The following is a 22384-nucleotide window of genomic DNA, read 5'->3' as shown; positions in this document are numbered from 1 at the left end:
TTCTCCTGTTGTTCAATAAGCGACCGGCAGCGGGTCGAGCGATCGCCAAATATACCAAGTCGCCACGCTGCAGTACGGCGCCCAGGCGACCGCTACCTCGCGCGCATCGCTGCGGCTCACGGGGTCGCCCGAGAAGTAGTTCTGGCTGATGCCGGTGATCAGGCCGCCGTCGTCCAGCGGCAGCACGTTGGGGCGCATCAGGTGGAAGATCAGGAACATCTCGGCAGTCCAGCGCGAGATGCCGCGGATCTCGACCAGCTCGGCGATGATCATCTCGTCGGCCATGTGCTCCCAGGCATCGACGTGCACCGCGCCCGAATCGAAATGGATCGCGAGGTCGACCAGGTACTCGACCTTGCGCGCAGACAGCCCTGCCGCACGCATGTCGTCGACCTTGAGCTTGAGCACGTTGGCCGGCGTCAGCTTGCGCGGCAGCTCGACGAAGCGCCGCCAGACCGTTTGCGCGGCCTTCATCGAGATCTGCTGGCCGACGATGCTGCGCGCCAGCGTCGTGAAGGCGTCGCCGCGCGACTCGAGGCAGGCATCGCCGAAGCGCGGGATCAGCCGCTTCATCACACGGTCCTTCTTCGCCAGGTGCCTGCAGGCCTCTTCCCAATAGGCGGGCGTGTAGACCTGGACGACCGGCTCCTTGCCACCCGGCGTGGTGCGGGCGGCGCTCACTTCTCGGTGGTCCAGGTGGTGCCGCTGGCCGAATCCTTGAGCACGATGCCCTGCACGAGCAGTTCGTTGCGGATGCGATCGGCCGCGGCGAAGTCCTTCGCCGCCTTGGCGTCGGCGCGCTGCCGGATCAGGGCCTGGATGGTGGCGTCGTCGAGCGTGCTGCCGGCCTGCAGGAAGGCCTGCGGGTCGCCCTGCAGCAGGTTGAGGCAACCGGCCAGCGCCTTGAGCAGGCCCGATGCCGCGGGTGAGCGCGCGCGATTGACCTCGCCCGCCAGCTCGAACAGCACGGCCACGGCCTCGGGCGTGCCGAAGTCCTCGTCCATCGCGGCCTTGAAGCGTGCGGCATAGGGATCGGTCCAGTCGATCTCGACCGCGGCCGGCGGCACCAGGTGCAGCGCGTTGTAGAGCCGCCGCAGCGAGTTGCGCGCGTCGTCGAGGTGGACATCGCTGTAGTTGAGCGCGCTGCGGTAGTGCGCGCGCACGACGAAGAAGCGCACCGTCTCGGCGTCGTACGACTTCAGCACGTCCCGGATCAGGAAGAAGTTGCCCAGGCTCTTGGACATCTTCTCGTCGTCGATGTTGATGAAGCCGTTGTGCATCCACGTGCGCGCGAGCGGCTTGCCGCTGGCGCCTTCGCTCTGCGCGATCTCGTTCTCGTGATGCGGGAACTGGAGGTCCATGCCGCCGCCATGGATGTCGAGCGTCTCGCCGAGCAGCTGGCAGGCCATGGCCGAGCATTCGATGTGCCAGCCCGGACGACCGGGGCCGAAATCGCTGGCCCACTTGACTTCCTCGGGCTCGCTGGCCTTGGCGCTCTTCCAGAGCACCGGGTCGAGCGGGTCGTCCTTGCCGTCGAGCACGGCCACCCGTTCGCCTGCGTGCAGTTCGTCGAGCGACTTGCCGCTGAGCTTGCCGTAGCCCGGAAACTTGCGCACCGCGTAGTTGACGTCCCCGTTGGGCGAACGGTAGGCCAGGCCGCGGGTCTCGAGCGTCGCGATCATCGACAGCATCTGCGGAATGAACTCGGTCGCCCGCGGCTCGTGCGTCGGCCGTTCGATGCCGAGAGCGTCCGCGTCCTCGTGCAGCGCGTCGATCATGCGGTCGGTGAGCGCGCGGATGCTCTCGTTGTTCTCTACGGCGCGGCGGATGATCTTGTCGTCGATGTCGGTGATGTTGCGCACGTAGTCGACCGCGAAGTCCGAACGGCGCAGCCAGCGCTGCACCACGTCGAAGGCGATCATGGAGCGCGCATGGCCCAGGTGGCAGTAGTCGTACACCGTCATGCCGCACACGTACATGCGGACCCTGCCGGGTTGCAGAGGGATGAATTCCTCCAGTTCACGCGACAGCGTGTTGTAGATGCGAAGACTCATGAGGCTCGGAAAACGTCGGCTCGCGCGCGTTCCGGAACGGGCGAAGGACTGGGGTTTTTCAGGGGTGAGGAGGTGGTGGCTGCGAGCGGCCGTCCAGGGCCCCTCGGCTACAATCGCCCCCAGTATAAACGGCCCCCGCCGGATGTTTTCCGCGTGTTTCTACGAGGCCCGCGTCCGCTCAACTCCCGAGGCTCCATGCTGCACGCCGCTTTCTCTCCCTGCTCGATTTCCGGCACCGGCCCCGCCGTCAGGCGCTTCAGGCTTCTGCCGGCCCTGCTGCTCGCGCTCGCCTTCGGCGTCGCCCATGCCGACGATTACGGCGATGTCAACACGCTGCTGCGCCAGGGCAAGGCCGACGAGGCGCTCGCCAAGGCCGACGCCTACATCGCCGGCAAGCCGCGCGATCCGCAGATGCGCTTCCTGCGCGGCGTGATCCTGACCGAGCAGGGCAAGCAGGCCGACGCGGTCGTCGTCTTCACGGCGCTCACGCAGGATTTCCCCGAGCTGCCCGAGCCCTACAACAACCTGGCCGCGCTCTATGCGGCCCAGAGCCAGTTCGACAAGGCGCGCGCCGCGCTCGAGATGGCGATCAAGCTCAACCCCGACTACGCCACCGCACACGAGAACCTTGGCGACGTCTACGCACGGCTCGCGGCCCAGTCGTATGCGCGCGCGCTCAAGCTCGAGGCCGGCAACGCCACGGTGCCGGCGAAGCTCGCACTGGCGCGCCAGATGGTCGGCGCACCGGCCGCGGGCGCCCTGCCGCCCGCAACGCCGGTGGTGCGCAAGCCGGTCAAGAACTGAAGGCGGCCGCTCCCGACCGCGCTGCGGCAGCCTTCCGCCTTCCTTCTCCTTCCGTCTTTCCTCCCGCTCCTTTTCGAAAGCGATCCAACGTGACCCATCAAGCACTCTCGCGCCGCCGTGCGCTGGTCCTGGCCGCGACGCTGGCCGTCGGCGCAAGCGCCACCGGCGCCTGGGCGCAAGCCGACGCGCCGCGCGTCAAGTTCGTCACCTCGGCCGGCGACTTCGTGGTCGAACTGGCTCCCGCGAAGGCGCCGAAGACGGTCGAGAACTTCCTGCAGTACGTCAAGGACAAGCAATACGACGGCACGGTGTTCCACCGCGTCATCGACGGCTTCATGATCCAGGGCGGCGGTTTCACCCCCGACCTGAAGCAGAAGGCGACGCGCGCTGCGATCCCGCTCGAAGCCAAGAGCGGCCTCAAGAACGACAAGTACACCATCGCGATGGCGCGCACCTCCGACCCGAACTCGGCCACCGCGCAGTTCTTCATCAACGTGAAGGACAACGCCATGCTCGACGCACCCAACCCGGACGGCCACGGCTACGCGGTGTTCGGCAAGGTCGTCTCGGGCGCCGACGTGGTCGACAAGATCCGCGCCGTGCGCACCGGCAGCAAGGGCGGCATGCAGGACGTGCCGGTCGATCCCATCACCATCCAGTCCGCCACCCTGGTGGCGAAGTAAACGCAAAGGAAAATGCCATGAGCAACCCGCAAGTCGAACTGCACATCAAGGATCGGGGCGTCATCACGCTCGAACTGGACCAGGACAAGGCGCCCAAGTCGGTCGAGAACTTCATCGCCTACGTCGAGAAGGGCCACTACGACAACACCGTGTTCCACCGCGTGATTCCCGGCTTCATGGTCCAGGGCGGCGGCTTCGAGCCCGGCATGTCGCAAAAGCCCAGCGGCGCCGAGATCCAGAACGAGGCCAACAACGGCCTGAAGAACGACAACTACACGGTCGCCATGGCGCGCACCAGCGCACCGCACTCGGCCACGGCCCAGTTCTTCATCAACGTGGCCGACAACGGCTTCCTCAACCACACGGCACCCTCGGCCCAGGGCTGGGGCTACGCGGTGTTCGGCCGCGTGGTCGGCGGCAAGGAAGTGGTCGATGCGATCAAGACCGTCAAGACCGGCCGCAAGGGCTTTCATGACGACGTGCCGCTCGAGGACGTCGTGATCGAGAAGGCCGTCGTCAAGGCCTGAACGTGGCCCCCTCGGCCTTTGCCGAGATCGTCGCGCCCGCAAGCTGGCGCACGGTGGACCTGCTCTCCGACCTGCACCTGCAGGCCTCGGAGGCCGCGACCGTCGCCGCGTGGCAGGGCTACCTCGAGACCACGCCGGCCGATGCCGTCTTCATCCTCGGCGACCTGTTCGAGGTCTGGCCCGGCGACGACGCGGCCGATGCGCCGGGCTTCGAGGCCGACTGCGCAGCGCTGCTGCACCGCGCCGCGGCGCGGCGGCCGATCTTCTTCATGCACGGCAACCGTGATTTCCTGGTCGGCCCGGCCTTCGCCGCGCGCTGCGGCATGACGCTGATCGACGACCCCACGGTGCTGGTGCTGCACGACGTGCGCTGGCTGCTGAGCCATGGCGATGCGCTGTGCCTCGAAGACACCGAATACCTGCAGTTCCGCGCCCAGGTCCGCGAACCGGCCTGGCAGCAGGCACTGCTCGCACGTCCGCTCGAAGAGCGGCGCGCCCTCGCCCGTTCCGTGCGGGCCCGGAGCGAAGACCGCAAGCGCAGCCCCGACGCGGTCTGGGCCGACGTCGATGCCGCAGCAGCGCGCGACTGGCTGCGCCAGGCCGGTGCCGACACGCTGGTGCACGGCCACACCCACCGGCCTGCGATCCATGCACTCGGCGACGGCCTGCGCCGCATCGTGCTGAGCGACTGGGATGCAGACGCGGACCCGCCGCGCGCCCAGTTGCTGTGCCTTTCGGCCACCGGCGCCCGCCGCGTCGACCTTCGCTGATGCTGGGCTGGCTGCGCAGGCTGCGCCCTCCTCCCGCGCTGCCCGACGCCGACTGGCAGGCCACGCTGGCTCGCTATCCCTTCCTGGCCGAACGCAGCGCGGCCGAGCGCGAGCGGCTGCGTGAGCTGGCCGCCACCTTCCTGCGCGACAAGGAATTCCATGGTGCCCACGGCTTCGTGATCACCGACGAGGTGGCTCTGGCGATCGCCGCGCAGGCGGTGCTGCCGGTGCTGCACCTGAAGGGCGGACTGGCCTGGTACGACGACTTCGTCGGCATCGTGGTGCATCCGTCGGAGGTGATCGCGCATCGCACGACCACCGATGCAGTCGGGGTGGTGCACCACTACGACGAGGTCGTGGCCGGCGAGGCCATGGACCGCGGCCCGGTCATGCTGAGCTGGCAGGACGTGTTGGCCGGCAGCGTCACGCAGGCCGACGGCTACAACGTCGTGATCCACGAGTTCGCGCACAAGCTCGACATGGCGCAAGGCGAGGCCGACGGCTGCCCGCCGCTGCCGCCGGGCTTCCTTGGCAGCCGCAGCGCGCGCGCCGCGCGCAGTGCGTGGTTCGCGGTGCTGCAGCCGGCCTACGAGGCGCTGCGCGAGAAGGCCATCGTGGCCGAGCGCTTCGGCGGCGAGCCGCCCTGGCTCGACGACTACGGCGCGCAGTCGCCGGCGGAATTCTTCGCGGTGGCCTGCGAGGCCTACTTCGTGAACCGACAGGCGCTCGAAGCGGAGTTCCCGGCGCTGGTCGGTCTGTTCGACGCCTTCTTCAACGGCGCGCCGCACCGCTGAGAACCGGCCCGAATCGCACCGGATCGGGCGGCTGCTCCGAGAGCAGGGCCGCCCTTCCGCTCTACTTGCGCAGCAGGGCCTTCAGCGCGTTCTGCAGCCGTCGCGCCGAAGCCGCGTCGTGGCTTGCAGCCAGCACCTTGCCGGCATCCTGACCCCAGGTCTGCTCGGGCGTCGGATCACCGCGGCGCGTCAACAGCTTGAGCTGCAGCGCGCGGCGGGCATCGAGCTGCTCGGCCGGCGTCGGCACCTCGGCCGCCATCTCGAGGCGCAGCAGCGCCTCGGCGGTATCGGCCGAGGGTGCGGACGGTGCCGCGCCGAGGGCCTGCGACCAACCGCTGCGTACTGCGGGCGTCACCGCGCGGCCCAGCTCCTGCGCACTTGGCAGTTGCGCGGCGTCGCGCTTCTCCCAGGCGCCCAGCACCTGCGTGAGGGCTTCGCCATGGGCCTGCGACGCGAGCTTGCGCAGCGCGAAGTCGGCCCGCTCGAGCGCCTCGCGCTGGGCGCGGAAGGCCGCATCGCCGAGACGAGGACCGCGGTCTTCGAAGCGTGGCGGACGGTCGCCGAATCGGCCGCCGCCCGCGGGCGCACCGCGATCGCCGCCGGGACGCGGCGGCCGCTCGCCACCGCGGCCGCCAGGACCACCGGGTCCTCCGGGGCCGCCACGGCTGTCGCGACGATCGCCGAACTTGCCGCCGCCACGCCCTGCGGGCACGGCCTCGGCCTTCTTGTTGCCCGGCCGGTCGTCGCCACGCACGGCGATGACCGGCTTCGGTGCCGGCTTCGGCGCCGCCGCGGGCTTGGCTTCGGCATCCGAGCGGGCCGAGGCGTCGGCGCCGTCGGCCGGCGCGACCAGGTCGGTCTCGCCCGATGCGGCGGCCGCGGCCGACTCATCGGCGGCAGCTGCTGCCGGCACGGCGTCGGCATCCTCGGGCGCCGGCGACTGGCCGGCGCTTTCGCTGAATTCGGCCGCGGCCTGGCCCGGCGCCACCACCTCGGTTGCGCCCACGGCCGGCCCGTCGGCATTCGCCGCAGCGGCGGGCGCTTCCGATTTGGGGGCGGGTGCGGGTGCGGGGGCCGGTGGCGGCGCCTCGCCGCGGATCGCGCCTTCGAGCCGGGCGATCGCCGCGCGGATCTTCTGCGCGTCGCCGGTCGCGTTGGCGGCCTCGAGCGCCTTGGAGGCGTCGAGGACGTGGCGATCGTGCTCGCTCATGGCCGAACTGGCCTTCTCGCGCTCGGCGGTCTTGCGGTTGAAGGCCTCGTCGATCGGGGCCCGGAACGCATCCCAGAGCTTCTGTTCATGGCGGCGGTCGAGCGGCACCGACTGCGCTTCCTGCTGCCAGCGCTGCTGCAGCGCCTTGACCGCATCGATGCGCAGCATCGGCGCGGCGCCGAGTTCGGCGGCCTCGGCGATCATGGCCTGGCGGCGTTCGACGCTGGCCTTCTGCGCCGTCTCGAACGGTGCGCGCGCGGCGCCAAAGGCTTCGGCCCACTGGGCCTGAAGCTCGGCAAACGCCTTCTCGCCGACGTGGCCGGCATCGCGCCAGCGATCGGCGAACTGGTGCAGCGCGCGGTTGTGGGCCTTGAGGTCGGATGCCTGGGCATGCTCGGCGGCCCAGGCCTTCACTTCCTCGATCAGCGCCGTGCGCAGCGCACGGTGCTCGGCGGCGTCGGCGCGAACCTTCTCGAGCCAGGCCTCGACCACCTTGTGAGCCTCGTTGCAGGCCTCGTCGAAGCGCTTCCAGAGCGCGTGGTTCGGCACGCCGCCCTGGTCGGCCTGCTTCCACTGGTCGCGCAGCGCGCGCAGCGTCTCCTGCATCTTGCGGCCGCCCAGCGCCTGGCCTTCGGGCCGCTTGAGCAGGCCCTCGGCCTTGGCAACCAGGTCTTCCCGCACCTTGTCGGCGCTCCAGCGCTGCCAGCCTTCGAGTTCGCCAGCGGCCACCAGCGCCGCGTGCACGCGGGCCTCGAGCGGCGGCTCGACCAGTTTGCCGTGCTCCTTGAGCACTGCCCGCAGCGCGGCGGCGGCGCCGGCACTGGCCTTGCCGTGGCCTTCGGCGGTTTCCTGCTCGAGCTTGACGAGCGCGGCCTGCACCGCGTCCTGGGCAGCGGCCCGCTTTTCGGGATCGACCCGTGGCGCGGCCGGCTTGGGGGCGGCAGCCGGCGCGGCTTCGGGCGCACCGCCGCGCGCCACGCGCAGCTCGTCGGCCCAGACGGGCACCGGCGGCAACGGGGCGGCGGCATCGGCCGCGGCCGCCACGGCCTGCGCCAGCGCGCCGTTGAAGGCGTCGGACACCACCAGCAGTTGCGCCTTGGAGGCGTCGAGCTGCGGCGCGAAGCGGGCGTCGAGGCTGCTCCAGTTGGCGTCGGCGGTGATCTCGGCCGCCTGCTGCTGCCAGTGGGCGACGTCTGCGCGCAGGGCCTCTTCGACGCCCTGCGCATCGCGCCAGCTCTTGGTCGACAGGACCTCGAAGCGCTGGGCCAGCAGGACCGCGGCCTCGCGGTGCACCTGGGCCCGGTGCTGCAGGTCCTCGATGCCCTTCACGCGTTCGGCCAGCCGGGCCTTGAGGCCGGCCAGCGGCTCGCGCGACAGCGGCGCCCCGGCCTTGGCGGCATCGCGCTGCCAGGCCAGTGCATCGGCGATGTTGAGCTTGGGCTGCGCCAGCAGGGCCTCGGCCTTGTGGGTCCATTCGACGGCCAGCGCCTCCTGGCCCTTGGCGCGCTTGAGCTCGTCGAGCTTTTCGCGCAGCAGGCGCGCCGCGCCCTTGTCACGGCCGCTCAGTTCCTTGAAGACGTCCTGCATCTGCTCGGGCGACGGATTGGCCGCGAGCCAGTCCCGGATGCGCTGGGCGCGCTCGCCCGAGGTGGGCGCGGTGAAGGCGCCTCCGGTCAAGGTGTCGAGAGACTGGAGGTCGTGCGTCTTGGAAGAAGTTGAAGTCACTGAGCGAATATTCGTTGTCTGGTGGGGAAAAGCGCGACGCCGGCATTTGGCCGGCGCAGGGCTGCATTTTCACCGAGTTGGCGGAACCCGGGTCAACGGGTGGCAAGTTTCAGTTCGGCACCGGGTTTCCAGTCGGCGCCTTCGGCCTTGGTGCGCACCGCGCCGAGGAACAGCCGTTCACTCGGCAGCTTCTGCGCCAGCAGGTAGTCGCGCACCGCGGCACCGCGCTCCACGGCGAGCTGGCGCATCGCCTCCTCGTCGACCGGGATGCCGGCCATCAGCAGGTCTTCCATCTCGCTCACCGGCAGGTCCTTGGCCAGCCCCACCATGTTGCGCGGCTTGGTCACCTCGGAGCGCTTGTAGACCGCGGTCAGCAGCTCGGGGTATTCGGCGTCCGTGACCGGCCCGACCTCGGCCGCATCCTTGCCGGCGCGCACCGCGATGCGGCGCTTCTCGGACTGCGCCAGGGCGCGCACGCGCTGGCGCTGGTAGGCCTCGCGCTCCTTGTCGAGACTGGCGGTGCCGATCACCGTCATCTGCAGCGCCGGCCGGTCGACGAGCGCCTTCGCGACCTTGTCGAGGCTCTCGCCCGCATCCTTGCCGAGATCCGAGCTGCCCGGCGCGAAGGCTATGATGCTGGAGTCGCCGCCTCCGCCGCCGCCGCCGCCGGTGAGCAGCGAGAACGGCGCCGTCACGGCCTTGACGATCAGGTTGACGATCGCCTTCAGGATCAGCGGCCCGACGCTGAACTGGGGGTCGTTGATCGAGCCGCGCAGCGGCAGGTCGATGTCGATCACGCCGTTGCGGTCGGACAGCAGCGCCACCGCGAGCCGCACCGGCAGGCTGGCCGGTGCGCCCTCGACCTGCTCGCCGAACTGCAGCTGGTTCAGCACGATCTTGTTGGCCGCGGTGAGCGTGCCGTCGGGCGCGATCTTGTAGTTGACGTCCATGCTGAGCTTGCCGCGCTCGATGCCGTGGCCGGCGAAACGGATCGCGTAGGGCGACAACGGCGGCAGGTCGAGCTCCTTCATGCGCGCCGTGATGTCGAGCTCCAGAGGCTTGGCGAGCGGATTGAGCTTGCCGGTGATCTCGAGCGCGGCGGTCTGCTGGGCCTTGCCGCGCAGCTCGAGGTCGGCCAGCGCGGGCGACTTGGACGAGAAGGCACTGAGCTTGCCGGTCAGCTCGGTCAGGTCGGCCGAATAGTTGGGCTTGATGAAGAGGTCGGAGAAGTCGATGCGACCGTTGACCAGCGACATCGGTCCGAAGGTGATGACCGGTGCCATGGGATCGTCGGCCGCCGCAGGCGCAGCCGGTGCGGCCGCAACCGGAGCCGACGACTGGCCGCCGCCCACCATCAGCTCGGCCGGCGGCGCCGGACTCGCGGGAGCCGCAGCCGCCCTTCCCCTGCGAGCGCTCGGCGGCTTGGCAGTCGTGGTGGTGGTGCCGCCCAGGCTGCGCTCGGTCTGGACCTCGGGCATGGGCTCGTCGGCCGACGCCACCTGTCCTGGCTTCTTCACCAGGTACAGCAGATTCAGTCGGCCGGTCGGATCGATGATCACGCGGGCGAAGAAGTCGCTCAGCGTGGTCTCGCGCACGTCGACATTGAGCGGCGTGCCGGGCGCCATGTTGACCTGGAGGCCGCGCAGGCCCAGCGTCTTCCAGCTCAGCAGCTGCCGATTGGCCGACAGCCCGGGCGCCTGGGTCAGGATCACGCTGTTGGCGCGGAAGTCGTCGACCGCGGTGTCGCCCGCCAGCCGCACGCTGATGCCCGCGGGCAGGGTCGCGAACTTGACCGTTCCCCGGTAGCTCGCGAAGGCGCGCCGGATGTCCATGTTCAGGGCATCCGCGTAGTAAGCCTTGAAGGCATGGGCCGGAATTGCGGCCACCGTGAGCCGCCCCTCGGCGGCCATCGGCTTGAGCACCAGGTTGCCGTCGTATTCGAAGCGTCCCGCCTCGGCGCGCCCCGCCGCGATGCGGCCCGACAGCTTGAGCGGCGACACCGTGGCGGTATCGGGCGCGATCTTCTGCGCATTCAGTTTGAAGGCGCTGATCTCGAAGGCCACCGGCGTGGCGCTGGCGTTGTCGGCATAGGAGAGCACGCCGTTGTCGACCGCGACGGTGCCGATCGACAGCGCCCAGGGCTTGGTGTTGGCGCCCGCGGGCGGCGTCCCCGCGGCCTGGGATTCCTTGGGCGCGGCGACCTTGGCCGGTTCGGCATTGCCCGGGCTGGCGCCGGCCGGCGCCCGCAGCCAGCGCTCGAACATCCAGCGCTTCTCGTTGTCGCGCTCGATCCGCACCTTGGGGTTGGTGGCCGTGAAGGAGGCGATCGACAGCGTGTGCTTCGTCATGTCGGCCACCGCGTCGACCAGCTCGAAGCGGCCGACGCTCGCCAACGCGGTCTTCTCCTGGGTCAGCGCCAGGCCGTCGGCCACCACGCTGCGGGCGATGAACCGGATATCGGGCTTGTTGAATTCGACATCGACCTTGCCGCTGAGCTTGCCGTCGAGCGTGGGCTCCAGGCTCTGGGCCAGGTAGGGCGCGGCCAGCGACAGCGGCAGCCCCTCGATCTCCGTGTGGATCAGTGCCTTCTTGTCGGTGCCTTCGCCGCCGAACTTGAGCGGCGCCCCGCCGACCGCCATCGCGCCGTTGAACGTGGCGGGCTTCTCGATCGGCCAGGCGACGCCCTGGGCCTCGAGCGCGAGCGACTTGACGTCGATCGCGGCGGCAGGCTGGGTGGTCTGGTCACGCCAGCCGATCTGGCCGTCGGTCAGCACGAACTTGTCGAGCTGGAAGCGCAGCGGCAACGGCTCGGCCGGCTTGGCCGCCCCTTCGGGCGTCGGTGCGGGAACCTGCGCCACCTTCTCGGTCGCCCCGGTGGCGCGGTCGGTCGCCAGCAGGTTGAGCCGCCCGCCCTCGTCGCGCGCCACCACCAGGTTCGGCCCAGCGAGCGCAATCTCGGACAGGTGGAACACGCGCTCGAGCGGCCGCACGTCGGCCAGCGAGATCTTCAGCGAGTCGAAGGCCAGCAGGTCGCGGGCCCGGGCATCGTCCAGCTTGATGGCGTGGGCCGCCACCGTGCCCGTGATCTTGAGGCCGGTCGCCGCGGCCTGCTCGAAATCGATCTTGAGATCGGCATCGAGCGTGCCCGATTTCAGCGCCACCGGCAGGCCGCCGGGGATGTAACCCAGGTAGGGCACCAGGTCCAGTCCCTCGAAGCGGATGTGGGCGTCGGTCTTGCGGGTGTCGGCGAAGGGAGTGGTCTCTGCCGCCGAGTCGAACCTGCTGCCGTTCAGCACGAAGGCCAGCTTCGGGTCGGTCTTGATCTCCCGTTGCGAGGCCAGGTTGCTCAGGAACGGCACGCTGAGCGCGAAGTCGCGGACCTCGTGCTTGCGCTCCACGGTCTGGTCGGTGAAGTCGAAGGCGCCGTCGCTGATCGCGATGTTGTAGACAGCAAAGCGCGGCGGGCCCTTCTTGGGCGCTTCGGGCGGCTCGGGCGCCGGCGTCAGCCGGGCCACGATGTCGTCGATGTCGAAGCCGCCCTTGGCCAGCTTGGTGAGCTGGATCGCGGGCGCCTCGATGCGGACCGCATCGATCACGGGCGCCAGGCGCAGGATCGATTGCAATTCCGCGTCTACATAGATGCGCTTGATCGCCACCTGCGGCTGGCTGCCATCGGCCGTGGCGATGCGCAGGTCGTTCAGGGCCAGTTCGAGCGTCCAGGGCTTGAAGTCGATCTTGCCCACCGTGACCTGGCGGCCGAGCTTATCGCTCGCGATCTTCTGCAGCTGGCCCTTGACGATCGGCGGGACGGCGAGCCAGGCCAGCAGCCACACGCCCACCACGATCATCAGCGCGATCGCGATGCGCCGCACCCACTTGTTCTGTTTCAGCAAGGCAGGATTCATTGCCCGGAAGTGTGCCCCAAACGGATTTCGGTGCCCATCAACGAGAAAGCCCGGAGGCCCGACGAGAAGTCGTGCCTCCGGGCTCGATGGCGAGCGCAACGCCCATGCCATCTTTTCGCGCAACCGGAAGTTGAATCGTTCCAGTCATGCCGGCAGCAAGAGATTGCCACCATGGGGCCTCGGCCGCCGAACCCTCGGATTGCTCCGCCGGTTGCTCGGACCTCGGTAGACGCCTGAAAACTCAGGCAGGCTCAGCGTAGGCCTGTCGGCGATCAATTGCAAATCGGGTTTTCAATCAACCTGTCTCGGTCGATTTGTGCACTATTTCATACATTTTCTTACGATCGTTTTAGAGTAACGCCCCCAGTTCTTATTCTTGACCGGGTATGTAGCCACTTCTAGAATGCGACCTCCCCGGAACCCAACCCACCGGGCTCACCGAATCCGCCGCCGGCATGTGCCGGCTTGATCAGGCGGCCGCGCTCTCTCCCCTTGTCGCGCGGACCTGATCGCAACCAATCCATTGCGCCGCTTCCTTCCTTCTTCGCCCCATCCGGGCGTTGCGAGCAGGTGCCGCACAGAAAGGAAGAGCGATGAAACAGGCGTTAGATGCCACGGCCCGCGGGCTGAAGACCTTCGGGTCCGACGTGGTCGACGGCTTCTTCGAAATCACCCACAACAGCTTCGCCCTGCTCGGCCTGGCGCTGGTGTTCGCGGTGCTGGCGCTGGTCGCCCGCCCCGACCTGCGCCAGTCCGGCGAGGAGCAGCTGATGGGCTGGCTGCAGTCGCGCAAGCCCGCGCCCGAGGCGACCGACCTCGAGCCGACCGCGATCGATCGCACCACCGCCGCCAGCCCGCACGAGCTCCCCAAGCCGCAGGCTGCCGTCGCCTTCTGGCTCAGCAAGAAATACCGCGTGGCGCCCGAGCCGCTCAGCGTGCTCGTGGCCGAGGCCTTCGAACTCGGCAAGCGCACCAAGCTCGATCCGACGCTGATCCTCGCGATCATGGCAGTCGAATCCAGCTTCAACCCCTTCGCCCAGAGCCATGTCGGCGCCCAGGGGCTGATGCAGGTCATGACACGGGTGCATGGCGAGAAGTACGAGCGCGCGGGCGGCACCCTGACCGCCTTCGATCCGGTCACCAACATGCGCGTCGGCGTCAAGGTGCTGCAGGAATGCATCGCGCGCGCCGGCTCGCTCGAAGGCGGCCTGCGCTACTACGTCGGCGCCGCCAACCTCGCCGACGACGGCGGTTATGCCGGCAAGGTGCTGGCCGAGACCGAGCGCCTGCGCCAGGTCGTGGCGGGCCGTACGCCGCCGACCACCGTCACGCCGCCCCCCGCCGCAACGCCGCCGGGCATGCGCGCGACCCCGCTGCCGGTCGTGGCGCCTGCCAAGCCCCGCGCCGAACCCGATCCGCAAGTCGCGCTGCTCGGCGACTCCTGATCAAGGCCTTGGAGGCGGCCGCCGCGATCGCGGGCGCCCTCGGCTACACTCGACCAGCACGCGACTGGCGATAGGCGCAACCCTTTTCAGGTGCATTGCGCTGACGTGGAACACCACTGGGAAGCGTGCCGCCCGGACTTGCCGCCGGGCGTTCAGCCGTTCGCCTGGGCAGCCCTTGTTTGATTGAAGAACAAGGACCATCGTCATGAAGGACTGCCATGTACCACCGCAACATCCTGGTCGAACAGACCGATCCTGAGATCTTCGCCGCCATCCAGGCCGAGAACGCGCGCCAGGAACACCACATCGAGCTGATCGCGAGCGAGAACTACGCCTCGCCGGCCGTCATGGCCGCCCAGGGCTCGCAGCTCACCAACAAGTACGCCGAGGGCTATCCGGGCAAGCGCTACTACGGCGGCTGCGAGCACGTCGACGTGGCCGAGCAACTGGCGATCGACCGCGTCAAGCAGCTGTTCGGCGCCGACGCCGCCAATGTCCAGCCGCATTGCGGCGCCTCGGCCAACGAGGCCGTGATGCTGGCCTTCCTCAAGCCCGGCGACACCATCATGGGCATGAGCCTGGCCGAAGGCGGCCACCTGACCCACGGCATGCCGCTCAACATGAGCGGCAAGTGGTTCAACGTCGTGAGCTACGGGTTCGACGCCAACGAAGCCATCGACTACGACGCGATGGAGCGCAAGGCGCACGAGCACGCCCCGAAGCTGATCATCGCCGGCGCCTCGGCCTATTCGCTGCGCATCGACTTCGAGCGCTTCGCCAAGGTGGCGAAGGACGTCGGCGCGATCTTCATGGTCGACATCGCCCACTACGCGGGCCTGGTGGCGGCGGGCGTCTATCCGAACCCGGTGCCGCATGCCGACATCGTCACCTCGACCACCCACAAGAGCCTGCGCGGCCCGCGCGGCGGCATCATCCTCATGAAGTCGCAGCACGAGAAGGCAATCAACAGCGCCATCTTCCCGGGTCTGCAGGGCGGCCCGCTGATGCACGTGATCGCGGCCAAGGCCGTGGCCTTCAAGGAGGCGCTGTCGCCGGAATTCAAGTCCTACCAGCAGCAAGTGGTCAGGAACGCGCAGATCGTCGCCGAGACGCTGACCGAGCGTGGCCTGCGCATCGTGAGCGGACGCACCGAAAGCCATGTGATGCTGGTCGACCTGCGCGCCAAGGGCATCACGGGCAAGGAAGCCGAAGCCGTGCTGGGCGCCGCCCACATGACGATCAACAAGAACGCGATCCCGAACGACCCCGAGAAGCCGATGGTCACGAGCGGCGTGCGCATCGGCACGCCCGCCATGACCACCCGCGGCTTCAAGGACGAAGAGGCCCGCGCCACCGCCAACCTGATCGCCGACGTGCTCGAGAATCCGCGCGACGCCGCGAACATCGATGCCGTGCGCGCCAAGGTTCACGCGCTGACCAGCCGCTTCCCCGTCTACAAGTGACCTGCTTCGTCGCATGAAGTGCCCGTTCTGCGGCCATCTCGAAACCCAGGTCGTCGAGACCCGGGTCTCGGAGGACGGTGACTTCGTGCGCCGCCGCCGTCAGTGTGGCGGCTGCGACAAGCGCTTCACCACCTACGAACGCCCCGACGTCAACTTCCCGGTGGTGGTCAAGAAGGACGGCAGCCGCACCGACTTCGAGACAGCCAAGGTGCGCGCCTCGATGATGCTGGCGCTGCGCAAGCGCCCGGTGAGCATCGAGCAGATCGACAACGCGCTGCTGCGCATCGAGCAGAAGCTGCTTTCCAGCGGCCTGCGCGAGATCGAGACCACCAAGCTCGGCGAACTCGTCATGCGCGAACTGAAGAAGCTCGACAAGGTCGCCTACGTGCGCTTCGCCTCGGTCTATCGCAGCTTCGAGGACGTGGACGAGTTCCGGCAGCTGTTGCGCGACATCTGAGTCGGCATCGAGGCGCGGCGGCTTCTTGAAGATGCCGCCAAACTCCTTTCGAATCATCGTGGTGGCGAGCTATCCGACCGCGCGTCGGCAGCCGCGCGCCGCCGGTATCCCAGGGCCGAAGACACGCAAAGGGCGCTCCTAGCATGGCCCGCGATGACCTCCCGCGCTGCCGCACCCCTCGCCCACGGCCTCGTGCTCGTCGAACTGCTGGTCGTGGCCGCCATCGTGGCGATCCTGGCCGGACTGGCATCTCCGCACTTCAGCAGCGCGATCGTGCGCCAGCGAGTCCGCAATGCCGGTGACGACCTGGCCGCCGCGCTCCATCTCGCGCGCGCCGAGGCGCTGCGCCGCGGCAGCCAGGTGGTCCTGCGCAAGACCGAGGTGCCGGGCTGCCCTGCCCCTTCCGCGCGCGACTGGAGTTGCGGCTGGGCGGTCTTCGCAGACTTCGACGAAGACGGCCGCTTCGGGCCAGGCGACGAGCTGATCCAGGCCTGGCCGCCGCTGCGGAGCGTGCTGGCCACGACCAACGCCCCGGCGCCCTCGGATGCGTTGGCAGTGAATCGCTGGGGGCGGTTTCCGGGGCTCGGCGCCTTCCGTTTCACGCTCACGCCCTCGAACCAAAGCCGGGTCGACGCCACCGAGGTGCTGTGCATGAGTGCGGGCGGCCGCGTGCATCGGACGCGAGGCACCGGAGAATGCTGAGCGCCCGCTGCCGCGCGTGGCAGCGCGGACTCTCCCTGATCGAGGCGCTGGTCTCGCTGGCCCTTCTTGCGATCGCGCTGTACGGCATGCTGGGAATGCAGCTTGGCACCCTGGTCGACGCCCGCGCGAGCACGCACCAGTCCCAGGCGGTCCGTCTGGCGGACGACTTCGCCGAGCGCATCAAGGCGCACCCGGACGCCCCCGCATCGCTGCCCGCCTACGCGACCGGCTGGGACGCAGCAATCGCTCCGCCCGACTGCCGACGCAGTGCCGGCTGCGACGCCGCAGCGCTCGCGCAATGGGACATCGCGCGCTGGAAGCAGGCCGTGGCCGACGCACTGCCAGGCGGGCAAGGCGCTGCGTTCGAAGCGCCCGGCGGCGGGCGACTGACCGTCCTCGTGGCATGGCGGGCGACGGCACCGGCCGATCCGCGAGCCGCTTCGAACCCGAAAGGCAGCGCGTCCGTTCAACTGCCGACGGATGCACGGTGCCCGCCGGGTCTCGTCTGTCGCGTGACGCATGTCCAGCCCTAGGTCCATGGTGACGTATCACGCTAAAGCCCGCGGGCTGGCTCTGCTCGAAGTGCTTGTCGCCATGGCGATCGCGCTGATGGTCATGTACGCGGCGCTCGGCACGCTGCTCATCTCGCGTGGTGCAACCGCCCAGGTGCAGGAACTGGCGCAGCTGCAGCAGCAGGCCTCGTACGCGATGCACCTGATCGGCTTGCAGATACGGCAGGCCGGCGCGGTCGACCCGGTGCGCGATGAGGACAGCGGCCTGTACGCCTTTCCCGCGCCGGGCACGGACGTCGACGCAGGGCCGAAGGTCTTCGGCACCGAAGGCCGCGACGGCGCCAGCGACACCGTGACGTTGAGCTTCGCGCCGGTGCGCTGGCCGAACCCGGCGGCAAGGGCCGCCTGGCAATACGACTGCATCGGCGCCCGGGTCGAGAACGACGAGCGCGTACAGGCGCGCTTCGCGATCGACACCAGGCGCAGCAGCCTGGTCTGCCGCAGCCTGCGCGGCAGCCAGCCCGTCATCGGGCAGGTCGTCGATCTGCAGGTTCGCTATCGCGTCGTGACCGCAGGCGTGACGCGCGAACTCGACGCCAACCAGGTCGAGGCTGCGGCGCTCTGGCCCTCCGTGATGGCCCTCGAGGTCTGCCTCGACCTGAAGGGCGAGGAACGCGCGCCCGACTCCGCGGCGCTGCGCTATCGCGACTGCAGCGACCGCGAACGGCCGCGGGACGGTCGGGTGCACCAGGTCATTCGGCACCTCTTCCACCTGCGCAACGCATGAACCGATCCGACATCGCTCCCATGACGCCGCGCCGCCGCGCGCGCGGCTTCTCGCTCGTCGTGGTGATGGTCGCGGTGCTGCTGTGCTCGCTGCTCACGATGGCCGGACTGCGCGGAGCCCGCCTGAGCGAGCAATCGGCCGGCAGCGACAGCGACCACCAGCGCGCCCGCGAGGCCGCGCATGCACTGCTGCGCGACGCCGAGGCAGACATCCGCGGACTGGGCCCGGACGGCGCTCCCTGCCGCGTCGGCTGCCGCCCGGACGGGCCGATCGACATCGATGCCGGCCAGGTTTCGTATCCCTCCAACCTAGCCGAATGGCAGGACCTGCGGGCCAGCCTCGGCGCCCGTCGGCCTTCCTGTGCGGCCGGCATCTGCGTGCCCGACCGGGTCTCGCCGGGCTTCTGGGCCGACCGCGAGGCTCTCGACCGGATGAAGAAGGTCGCGGCCGCCTATGGCGCCCACACCGGGGCCTATTCCGAAGTCGACACCCCGCTGCTGGCGGCCGAGCCACGGCAGCGTGCCTGGTACTGGGTCGAGCTGCTCCCCTACGACATGGCTTCGGCGTTCGAAGGCGGAGCCGGGGGCGCCTTCGCGCCCGACGATCAGACGCCGTTCATCTATCGCATCACGGCGGTTGCGCAGGGACTTCGGCGTGGCACGCAGGCGGTGCTGCAGACGACGGTCGTCTGGAAAAGGGAGCCTTCATGAGCTGGATGAAATGGGGCCTCGGGCTGGCGCTCATGGCGAGCACCGTCGAAGGTGCGAGCCTGCCGCCGCCCGACGCGCAGGCCAAGTCGGACGAGACCGTGAGCTCGGTCACGATCGCGGCGGACTTCGACGCGCGGCGGGATGCGGCCCTCTTCGTGGCACGCTACGACGCCACGGGCCGCAGCGGATCGATCACCGGTCATCGGGTGCGCGCAGGCAGCAAGCTCGCCGACGCGACTGGCCTCTGGGGCGACCGCCCCGGCAGCCGGGACGCAGAAGCACTGCCGCACTCGACCGCCTCCCTGATGGACGCGCAAGGCAGCGACTGGCCGGCCGCCCGCGTCGTGCTGTCGCACCGGAGCGGGAGCGAAAGTCGGGCGGGCGGTGGCATTGCCTGGGAATGGGAGCAGCTCTCGGATTCGCAACGCATCGCCATGTCCGCGCCATGGCGCGCGGCCGCCGGTGAGCGCGATGGCAGCAGCCGGGACGACGGCTCCGCCGGCGACGTCGGAGGCCGCAGCGTGCTCGCCTACCTGCGCGGCGACCGCAGCCGCGAAGGCGAGGCCACGGCCCGCGTTGTCTTGCGCATCCGCCCCTCGCGTCACGGCGCGATCGTCCATTCGAAGCCCTGGTTCCAGCCCGCGCGGCCCACGGGCGGCTACGCCTTCGACGATCACGCGGGCTTTCGGCGCCTGCTCGGCGACCGCCTCGCGATGCTCTACGTCGGCGCCAGCGACGGCATGCTGCACGGCTTCGATGCCGTCACGGGCCATGAGCGCATCGCCTACGTGCCCGAGGGCTTCCATGCCACCCTCGCGCAGCACTTCGGTACGGCGCAGGGTCAAGGTGCGTTCGTCGACGGATCGCCGTTGTCCGGCGATGTCTACCTCGGCATGCCCGGAAGCCGCGACGCCAGGCTATGGCGCACCTACCTCGCCGGCTTCCCGGGCGCGGGCGGCCGAGGCTACTTCGTGCTCGACATCTCGCAGCCGCAGGCCTTCTCGGCAGGCCGGGCCTCCGACCTCGTGGTGCTCGACCGCACGGCGCCTTCAGGCATGGACCCCGACATCGGCCGCATCGAGGGCGAGCCTTCCACGGAGCCCGGCGACCCGACGACGAGCCGGCAGATCGCCCGCCTCAACAACGGCCGCTGGGCGCTGCTCATCGGCAACGGCAGCGGCAGCACCGACGGGCGGGCCGTGCTGCTGATCCAGTATCTCGACGGCGCGCGCGAACTGCACCGGATCGTGGCGGACGCCGGGCCCGACAACGGTCTTTCGACGCCGCGCCTGATCGACCTCGACGGCGACGGCCGCATCGATATTGCCTACGCCGGCGACCTGCAGGGCAATCTCTGGAAGTTCGACCTCACCCACGCCGACCCTGCCCGATGGAAACCCGCTTTCGGCGCCACGCCCTTCTTCGTCGCGCGCGACGGCACGGCCGCCGCAAGACGCCAGTCCATCGCCTCGGCACCGGTCTGGCGGCCGCATCCCGAGGGCGGACTCATGATTGCCTTCGGCACCGGACGACGCCCACCGGTGAGCGCGGACCAGGACCGCCAACCCCAGACACTCTACGGGCTGCGCGACGACACGCCGGTCCGAAGCCGGCCGGTCACTGATCCGGCCGCAGCTTCCGCGCGCCCGGCGACCGGGAGCGGCGCCATCACCGCCGGCCGTGCAGCGCTGGTGGCCCAGACTCTCAGCGTCGACGCGCGCAACGAATGGGGCACGCTGTCGACCCATGCGGTCCGCTACGGCGGCAGCGATGCCCGACGCGGCTGGTTCGTCGACCTGCCCGCGCCGCGCGAGCGCGTGCTGGCCAACCCGGGATGGCTCGATGGCCGCCTGATCGACATCTGGAGCGTGGTGCCCGCGGCCACCTCGGGCGACGCGCCGCACCCGCCCTCCGCGCCGAGCGCCGAATACCGCACCACGCTCGACATCGTCGATGGCTCCGCGCCACGCAGCGCGCTCTACGCGCAGGCGCCCGCGGCGGCCGGCGCACAGGCCTCGCGGACGCGCAGCGCTCCGGCGGCGGCGCTGCGCGACGCGCGATCCGAGGTCCGACTCGCGGCACCCGGCCAGCCGGCCCCGCCGTCGGTGCTGCGGCCTGTCCGCACGATGAAGCGTGTCAGCTGGCGCCAGTTGCAATGAGCGATCAAGGGAAGCGCCGAAGCGGCCGGCGGCCCGCACGAGGTTTCACGCTGATCGAAACGCTGATCGTCCTGGCATTGCTGGCTGTGCTCGCCGCCGTGGCGCTGCCGATCTACGACGACACGATCCGCCGCGGCCGGCGCAGCGAGGCCCGCGGCACGCTGCTGCAGGCCGCGCACTGGCTCGAGCGATTCGCGACCGCGAACGGCACCTATCCGGGCGAGGCATCGCACCTCCCCGGGGCCTTCAGGACGACGTCCTTCGCTTCCTACCGCATCGCCTACGAGCCGCGTGACGCGCAAGGCAGCGGCTACACTTTGACCGCACTGCCCCTGGGCGCACAGGCCACGGACCGTTGCGGCGGCTTCACCCTCGACGACGCCGGCGTCCGCGGCCTCACGGTCGCCGACGCATCGGACTCGCTCAAGGCCGAGTGCTGGATCCGTTGAAAGCCCAAGCCTCCCGCATGACTCCGCTGCCTTCCTCCACCCCGACGCTGTCCGCCGACGAAGCCATGCGACTCGCGCTCTCGCTTGCGCGCGACGCGAGCCGCACCGCGCCGCCCAATCCGGCGGTCGGCTGCGTGCTGGTCGCACCCGACGGCCGCATCGTCGGCAGCGGCCAGACTCAGCGGGTCGGCGGCGCCCATGCCGAGGTGATGGCGCTGCGCGATGCCACGGCTCGCGGAGAGGACACGCGCGGCGCGACTGCCTACGTCACGCTCGAGCCCTGCGCCCACCACGGCCGCACCGGCCCCTGCTGCGAGGCGCTGATCGAAGCCGGCGTCGCACGCGTGGTGGCCTCCATCGCCGATCCCAATCCGCTCGTGGCGGGCCAGGGCTTCGAACGGCTGCGCGCGGCGGGCCTCGCCGTCGAGGTCGGATCCGGTGCGTCGGAGGCGCGCGCGCTCAACATCGGATTCCTGAGCCGAATGGTGCGCCGCACCCCCTGGGTTCGGCTCAAGGTCGCGGCATCGCTCGACGGCAGGACCGCGCTCGAGAACGGCAGCAGCCAGTGGATCACGGGCGAGGCGGCACGCGCCGACGGCCACGCCTGGCGCGCACGCGCCGGCGCCGTGCTGACCGGCGTCGGCACCGTGATCGACGACGATCCGCAGCTCGACGTGCGCGCCGTCGAAACGCCGCGCCAGCCCCCGCTCGTGATCGTCGACAGCCGGCTGCAGACGCCGCCCGGGGCGCGACTGTTCGACGTTCCCGGCCGCGCGGTCTGGATCTATGCCGCGGCCGCCCACGAGGCCCGCGCCGGAGCGCTCCAGGCACGCGGCGCCGACATCCGCTACCTGCCCAACGTTGGTGGCAAGGTCGATCTCGCTGCCATGCTGGCCGACCTCGCCCGGCGCGAAGTCAACGAACTTCACGTGGAGGCCGGCCACAAGCTCAACGGCTCGCTGATGCGCGAGGGCCTGGTCGACGAACTGCTGCTCTACATGGCGCCGAAATTCATCGGCGACGGGCTCGGCATCGCAAGCCAGCCCTATGCGGGCGGCCCGCTGAACTCGCTCGACGGCGCGCTGGCGCTCGATTTCCACTCCATCGAGGCGATCGGCCCGGACCTGCGGATCGTCGCCCTCGTGGCCGGTCGCGACAGCTTCTAGAGACGCTTTCGGGGCCCCTTCGGCGCCGATCGCCGGGCCCGGCCCGCATCTCTGCGAAAATG

At 69.9% G+C, this 22384-nt stretch carries 19 protein-coding genes and 1 riboswitch; of the genes, 15 read left to right on the top strand and 4 right to left on the bottom strand.

Annotated features, from left to right (window positions below; translation table 11 throughout):
- Window positions 1–12: 12 nt before the first annotated feature.
- A complete protein-coding gene (locus QTH87_RS06425) occupies window positions 13–681 on the bottom strand; it encodes a DNA-3-methyladenine glycosylase family protein (RefSeq protein WP_286607791.1) in 669 nt (222 codons plus the stop codon).
- Window positions 678–2054: a cysteine--tRNA ligase gene (gene cysS / locus QTH87_RS06420; protein WP_286607790.1), complete on the bottom strand. Its 1377-nt coding sequence runs from the start codon at window positions 2052–2054 to the stop codon at window positions 678–680. The genes QTH87_RS06425 and cysS overlap by 4 nt, the downstream gene beginning before the upstream one ends.
- Before the next feature lie 195 nt (window positions 2055–2249).
- Between cysS and QTH87_RS06415 the strand changes: the two genes are divergently transcribed.
- The 5 genes from QTH87_RS06415 to QTH87_RS06395 all read left to right on the top strand — a co-directional run bounded on the left by QTH87_RS06415 (window position 2250) and on the right by QTH87_RS06395 (window position 5632).
- Window positions 2250–2858 carry a tetratricopeptide repeat protein gene (locus tag QTH87_RS06415; protein WP_286607788.1) on the top strand — a complete coding sequence of 203 codons (609 nt, stop codon included), beginning with the start codon at window positions 2250–2252 and terminating at the stop codon, window positions 2856–2858.
- Between the two features lie 89 nt (window positions 2859–2947).
- The gene (locus tag QTH87_RS06410) at window positions 2948–3541 is read left to right on the top strand and encodes a peptidylprolyl isomerase (RefSeq protein ID WP_444812745.1); all 594 of its coding nucleotides are present in this window, start codon (window positions 2948–2950) and stop codon (window positions 3539–3541) included.
- A 17-nt stretch (window positions 3542–3558) separates the two neighbouring features.
- On the top strand, window positions 3559–4068 hold the full coding sequence (locus QTH87_RS06405) for a peptidylprolyl isomerase (RefSeq protein ID WP_286607787.1): 510 nt from the start codon (window positions 3559–3561) through the stop codon (window positions 4066–4068).
- The gene (locus QTH87_RS06400; protein ID WP_286608045.1) at window positions 4065–4838 is read left to right on the top strand and encodes a UDP-2,3-diacylglucosamine diphosphatase; all 774 of its coding nucleotides are present in this window, start codon (window positions 4065–4067) and stop codon (window positions 4836–4838) included. The genes QTH87_RS06405 and QTH87_RS06400 overlap by 4 nt, the downstream gene beginning before the upstream one ends.
- Window positions 4838–5632: a M90 family metallopeptidase gene (locus QTH87_RS06395; RefSeq protein WP_286607785.1), complete on the top strand. Its 795-nt coding sequence runs from the start codon at window positions 4838–4840 to the stop codon at window positions 5630–5632. The genes QTH87_RS06400 and QTH87_RS06395 overlap by 1 nt, the downstream gene beginning before the upstream one ends.
- Before the next feature lie 61 nt (window positions 5633–5693).
- On the opposite strand, the gene QTH87_RS06390 is transcribed toward QTH87_RS06395, so the two are convergent.
- Both QTH87_RS06390 and QTH87_RS06385 read right to left on the bottom strand, forming a co-directional pair.
- Window positions 5694–8567: a DUF349 domain-containing protein gene (locus QTH87_RS06390; protein ID WP_286607783.1), complete on the bottom strand. Its 2874-nt coding sequence runs from the start codon at window positions 8565–8567 to the stop codon at window positions 5694–5696.
- A 92-nt stretch (window positions 8568–8659) separates the two neighbouring features.
- A complete protein-coding gene (locus tag QTH87_RS06385) occupies window positions 8660–12472 on the bottom strand; it encodes a DUF748 domain-containing protein (RefSeq protein ID WP_286607782.1) in 3813 nt (1270 codons plus the stop codon).
- 593 nt (window positions 12473–13065) lie between these two features.
- Here QTH87_RS06385 and QTH87_RS06380 point away from each other — a divergent pair.
- From QTH87_RS06380 to ribD, 10 genes are all read left to right on the top strand, one after another.
- Window positions 13066–13917: a lytic transglycosylase domain-containing protein gene (locus tag QTH87_RS06380; protein WP_286607781.1), complete on the top strand. Its 852-nt coding sequence runs from the start codon at window positions 13066–13068 to the stop codon at window positions 13915–13917.
- Between the two features lie 50 nt (window positions 13918–13967).
- Window positions 13968–14094: riboswitch (ZMP/ZTP riboswitch) on the top strand.
- A 41-nt stretch (window positions 14095–14135) separates the two neighbouring features.
- Complete coding sequence (gene glyA, locus QTH87_RS06375; RefSeq protein WP_286607779.1) at window positions 14136–15380, top strand: serine hydroxymethyltransferase; 1245 nt, start codon at window positions 14136–14138, stop codon at window positions 15378–15380.
- Between the two features lie 13 nt (window positions 15381–15393).
- On the top strand, window positions 15394–15837 hold the full coding sequence (gene nrdR / locus QTH87_RS06370) for a transcriptional regulator NrdR (RefSeq protein WP_286607777.1): 444 nt from the start codon (window positions 15394–15396) through the stop codon (window positions 15835–15837).
- A 153-nt stretch (window positions 15838–15990) separates the two neighbouring features.
- The gene (locus QTH87_RS06365; protein ID WP_286607775.1) at window positions 15991–16539 is read left to right on the top strand and encodes a GspH/FimT family pseudopilin; all 549 of its coding nucleotides are present in this window, start codon (window positions 15991–15993) and stop codon (window positions 16537–16539) included.
- Window positions 16533–17072 carry a type IV pilus modification protein PilV gene (gene pilV / locus QTH87_RS06360; protein WP_286607774.1) on the top strand — a complete coding sequence of 180 codons (540 nt, stop codon included), beginning with the start codon at window positions 16533–16535 and terminating at the stop codon, window positions 17070–17072. Before QTH87_RS06365 ends, pilV begins: the two co-directional genes overlap by 7 nt.
- Before the next feature lie 61 nt (window positions 17073–17133).
- The gene (locus QTH87_RS06355; protein WP_286607773.1) at window positions 17134–17838 is read left to right on the top strand and encodes a hypothetical protein; all 705 of its coding nucleotides are present in this window, start codon (window positions 17134–17136) and stop codon (window positions 17836–17838) included.
- A complete protein-coding gene (locus QTH87_RS06350) occupies window positions 17835–18548 on the top strand; it encodes a pilus assembly PilX family protein (RefSeq protein ID WP_286607771.1) in 714 nt (237 codons plus the stop codon). The genes QTH87_RS06355 and QTH87_RS06350 overlap by 4 nt, the downstream gene beginning before the upstream one ends.
- Window positions 18545–20707: a pilus assembly protein gene (locus tag QTH87_RS06345; RefSeq protein ID WP_286607769.1), complete on the top strand. Its 2163-nt coding sequence runs from the start codon at window positions 18545–18547 to the stop codon at window positions 20705–20707. Before QTH87_RS06350 ends, QTH87_RS06345 begins: the two co-directional genes overlap by 4 nt.
- Complete coding sequence (locus QTH87_RS06340) at window positions 20704–21156, top strand: type IV pilin protein (protein WP_286607768.1); 453 nt, start codon at window positions 20704–20706, stop codon at window positions 21154–21156. Before QTH87_RS06345 ends, QTH87_RS06340 begins: the two co-directional genes overlap by 4 nt.
- 17 nt (window positions 21157–21173) lie before the next feature.
- Window positions 21174–22322, top strand: coding sequence for a bifunctional diaminohydroxyphosphoribosylaminopyrimidine deaminase/5-amino-6-(5-phosphoribosylamino)uracil reductase RibD (gene ribD, locus QTH87_RS06335; protein WP_444812744.1), 1149 nt, complete (start codon window positions 21174–21176; stop codon window positions 22320–22322).
- Window positions 22323–22384: the final 62 nt, after the last annotated feature.

Origin of the sequence: Variovorax jilinensis, assembly GCF_030316885.1 — a bacterium.
GTDB classification, from domain to species: domain Bacteria; phylum Pseudomonadota; class Gammaproteobacteria; order Burkholderiales; family Burkholderiaceae_C; genus Variovorax; species Variovorax jilinensis.
Note: the sequence above shows the minus strand (reverse complement) of the source record. Positions and strands in the feature narration are given on the sequence as shown.

Coding starts and splice junctions, on each gene's coding strand:
- QTH87_RS06395 (WP_286607785.1), top strand. CDS start 4,838: ATGCTGGGCTGGCTGCGCAGGCTGCGCCCTCCTCCCGCGCTGCCCGAC.
- cysS (WP_286607790.1), bottom strand. CDS start 2,054: ATGAGTCTTCGCATCTACAACACGCTGTCGCGTGAACTGGAGGAATTC.
- QTH87_RS06340 (WP_286607768.1), top strand. CDS start 20,704: ATGAGCGATCAAGGGAAGCGCCGAAGCGGCCGGCGGCCCGCACGAGGT.
- pilV (WP_286607774.1), top strand. CDS start 16,533: ATGCTGAGCGCCCGCTGCCGCGCGTGGCAGCGCGGACTCTCCCTGATC.
- QTH87_RS06350 (WP_286607771.1), top strand. CDS start 17,835: ATGAACCGATCCGACATCGCTCCCATGACGCCGCGCCGCCGCGCGCGC.
- QTH87_RS06415 (WP_286607788.1), top strand. CDS start 2,250: ATGCTGCACGCCGCTTTCTCTCCCTGCTCGATTTCCGGCACCGGCCCC.
- QTH87_RS06365 (WP_286607775.1), top strand. CDS start 15,991: ATGACCTCCCGCGCTGCCGCACCCCTCGCCCACGGCCTCGTGCTCGTC.
- QTH87_RS06380 (WP_286607781.1), top strand. CDS start 13,066: ATGAAACAGGCGTTAGATGCCACGGCCCGCGGGCTGAAGACCTTCGGG.
- QTH87_RS06345 (WP_286607769.1), top strand. CDS start 18,545: ATGAGCTGGATGAAATGGGGCCTCGGGCTGGCGCTCATGGCGAGCACC.
- ribD (WP_444812744.1), top strand. CDS start 21,174: ATGACTCCGCTGCCTTCCTCCACCCCGACGCTGTCCGCCGACGAAGCC.
- QTH87_RS06405 (WP_286607787.1), top strand. CDS start 3,559: ATGAGCAACCCGCAAGTCGAACTGCACATCAAGGATCGGGGCGTCATC.
- nrdR (WP_286607777.1), top strand. CDS start 15,394: ATGAAGTGCCCGTTCTGCGGCCATCTCGAAACCCAGGTCGTCGAGACC.
- QTH87_RS06355 (WP_286607773.1), top strand. CDS start 17,134: ATGGCGATCGCGCTGATGGTCATGTACGCGGCGCTCGGCACGCTGCTC.
- QTH87_RS06385 (WP_286607782.1), bottom strand. CDS start 12,472: ATGAATCCTGCCTTGCTGAAACAGAACAAGTGGGTGCGGCGCATCGCG.
- glyA (WP_286607779.1), top strand. CDS start 14,136: ATGTACCACCGCAACATCCTGGTCGAACAGACCGATCCTGAGATCTTC.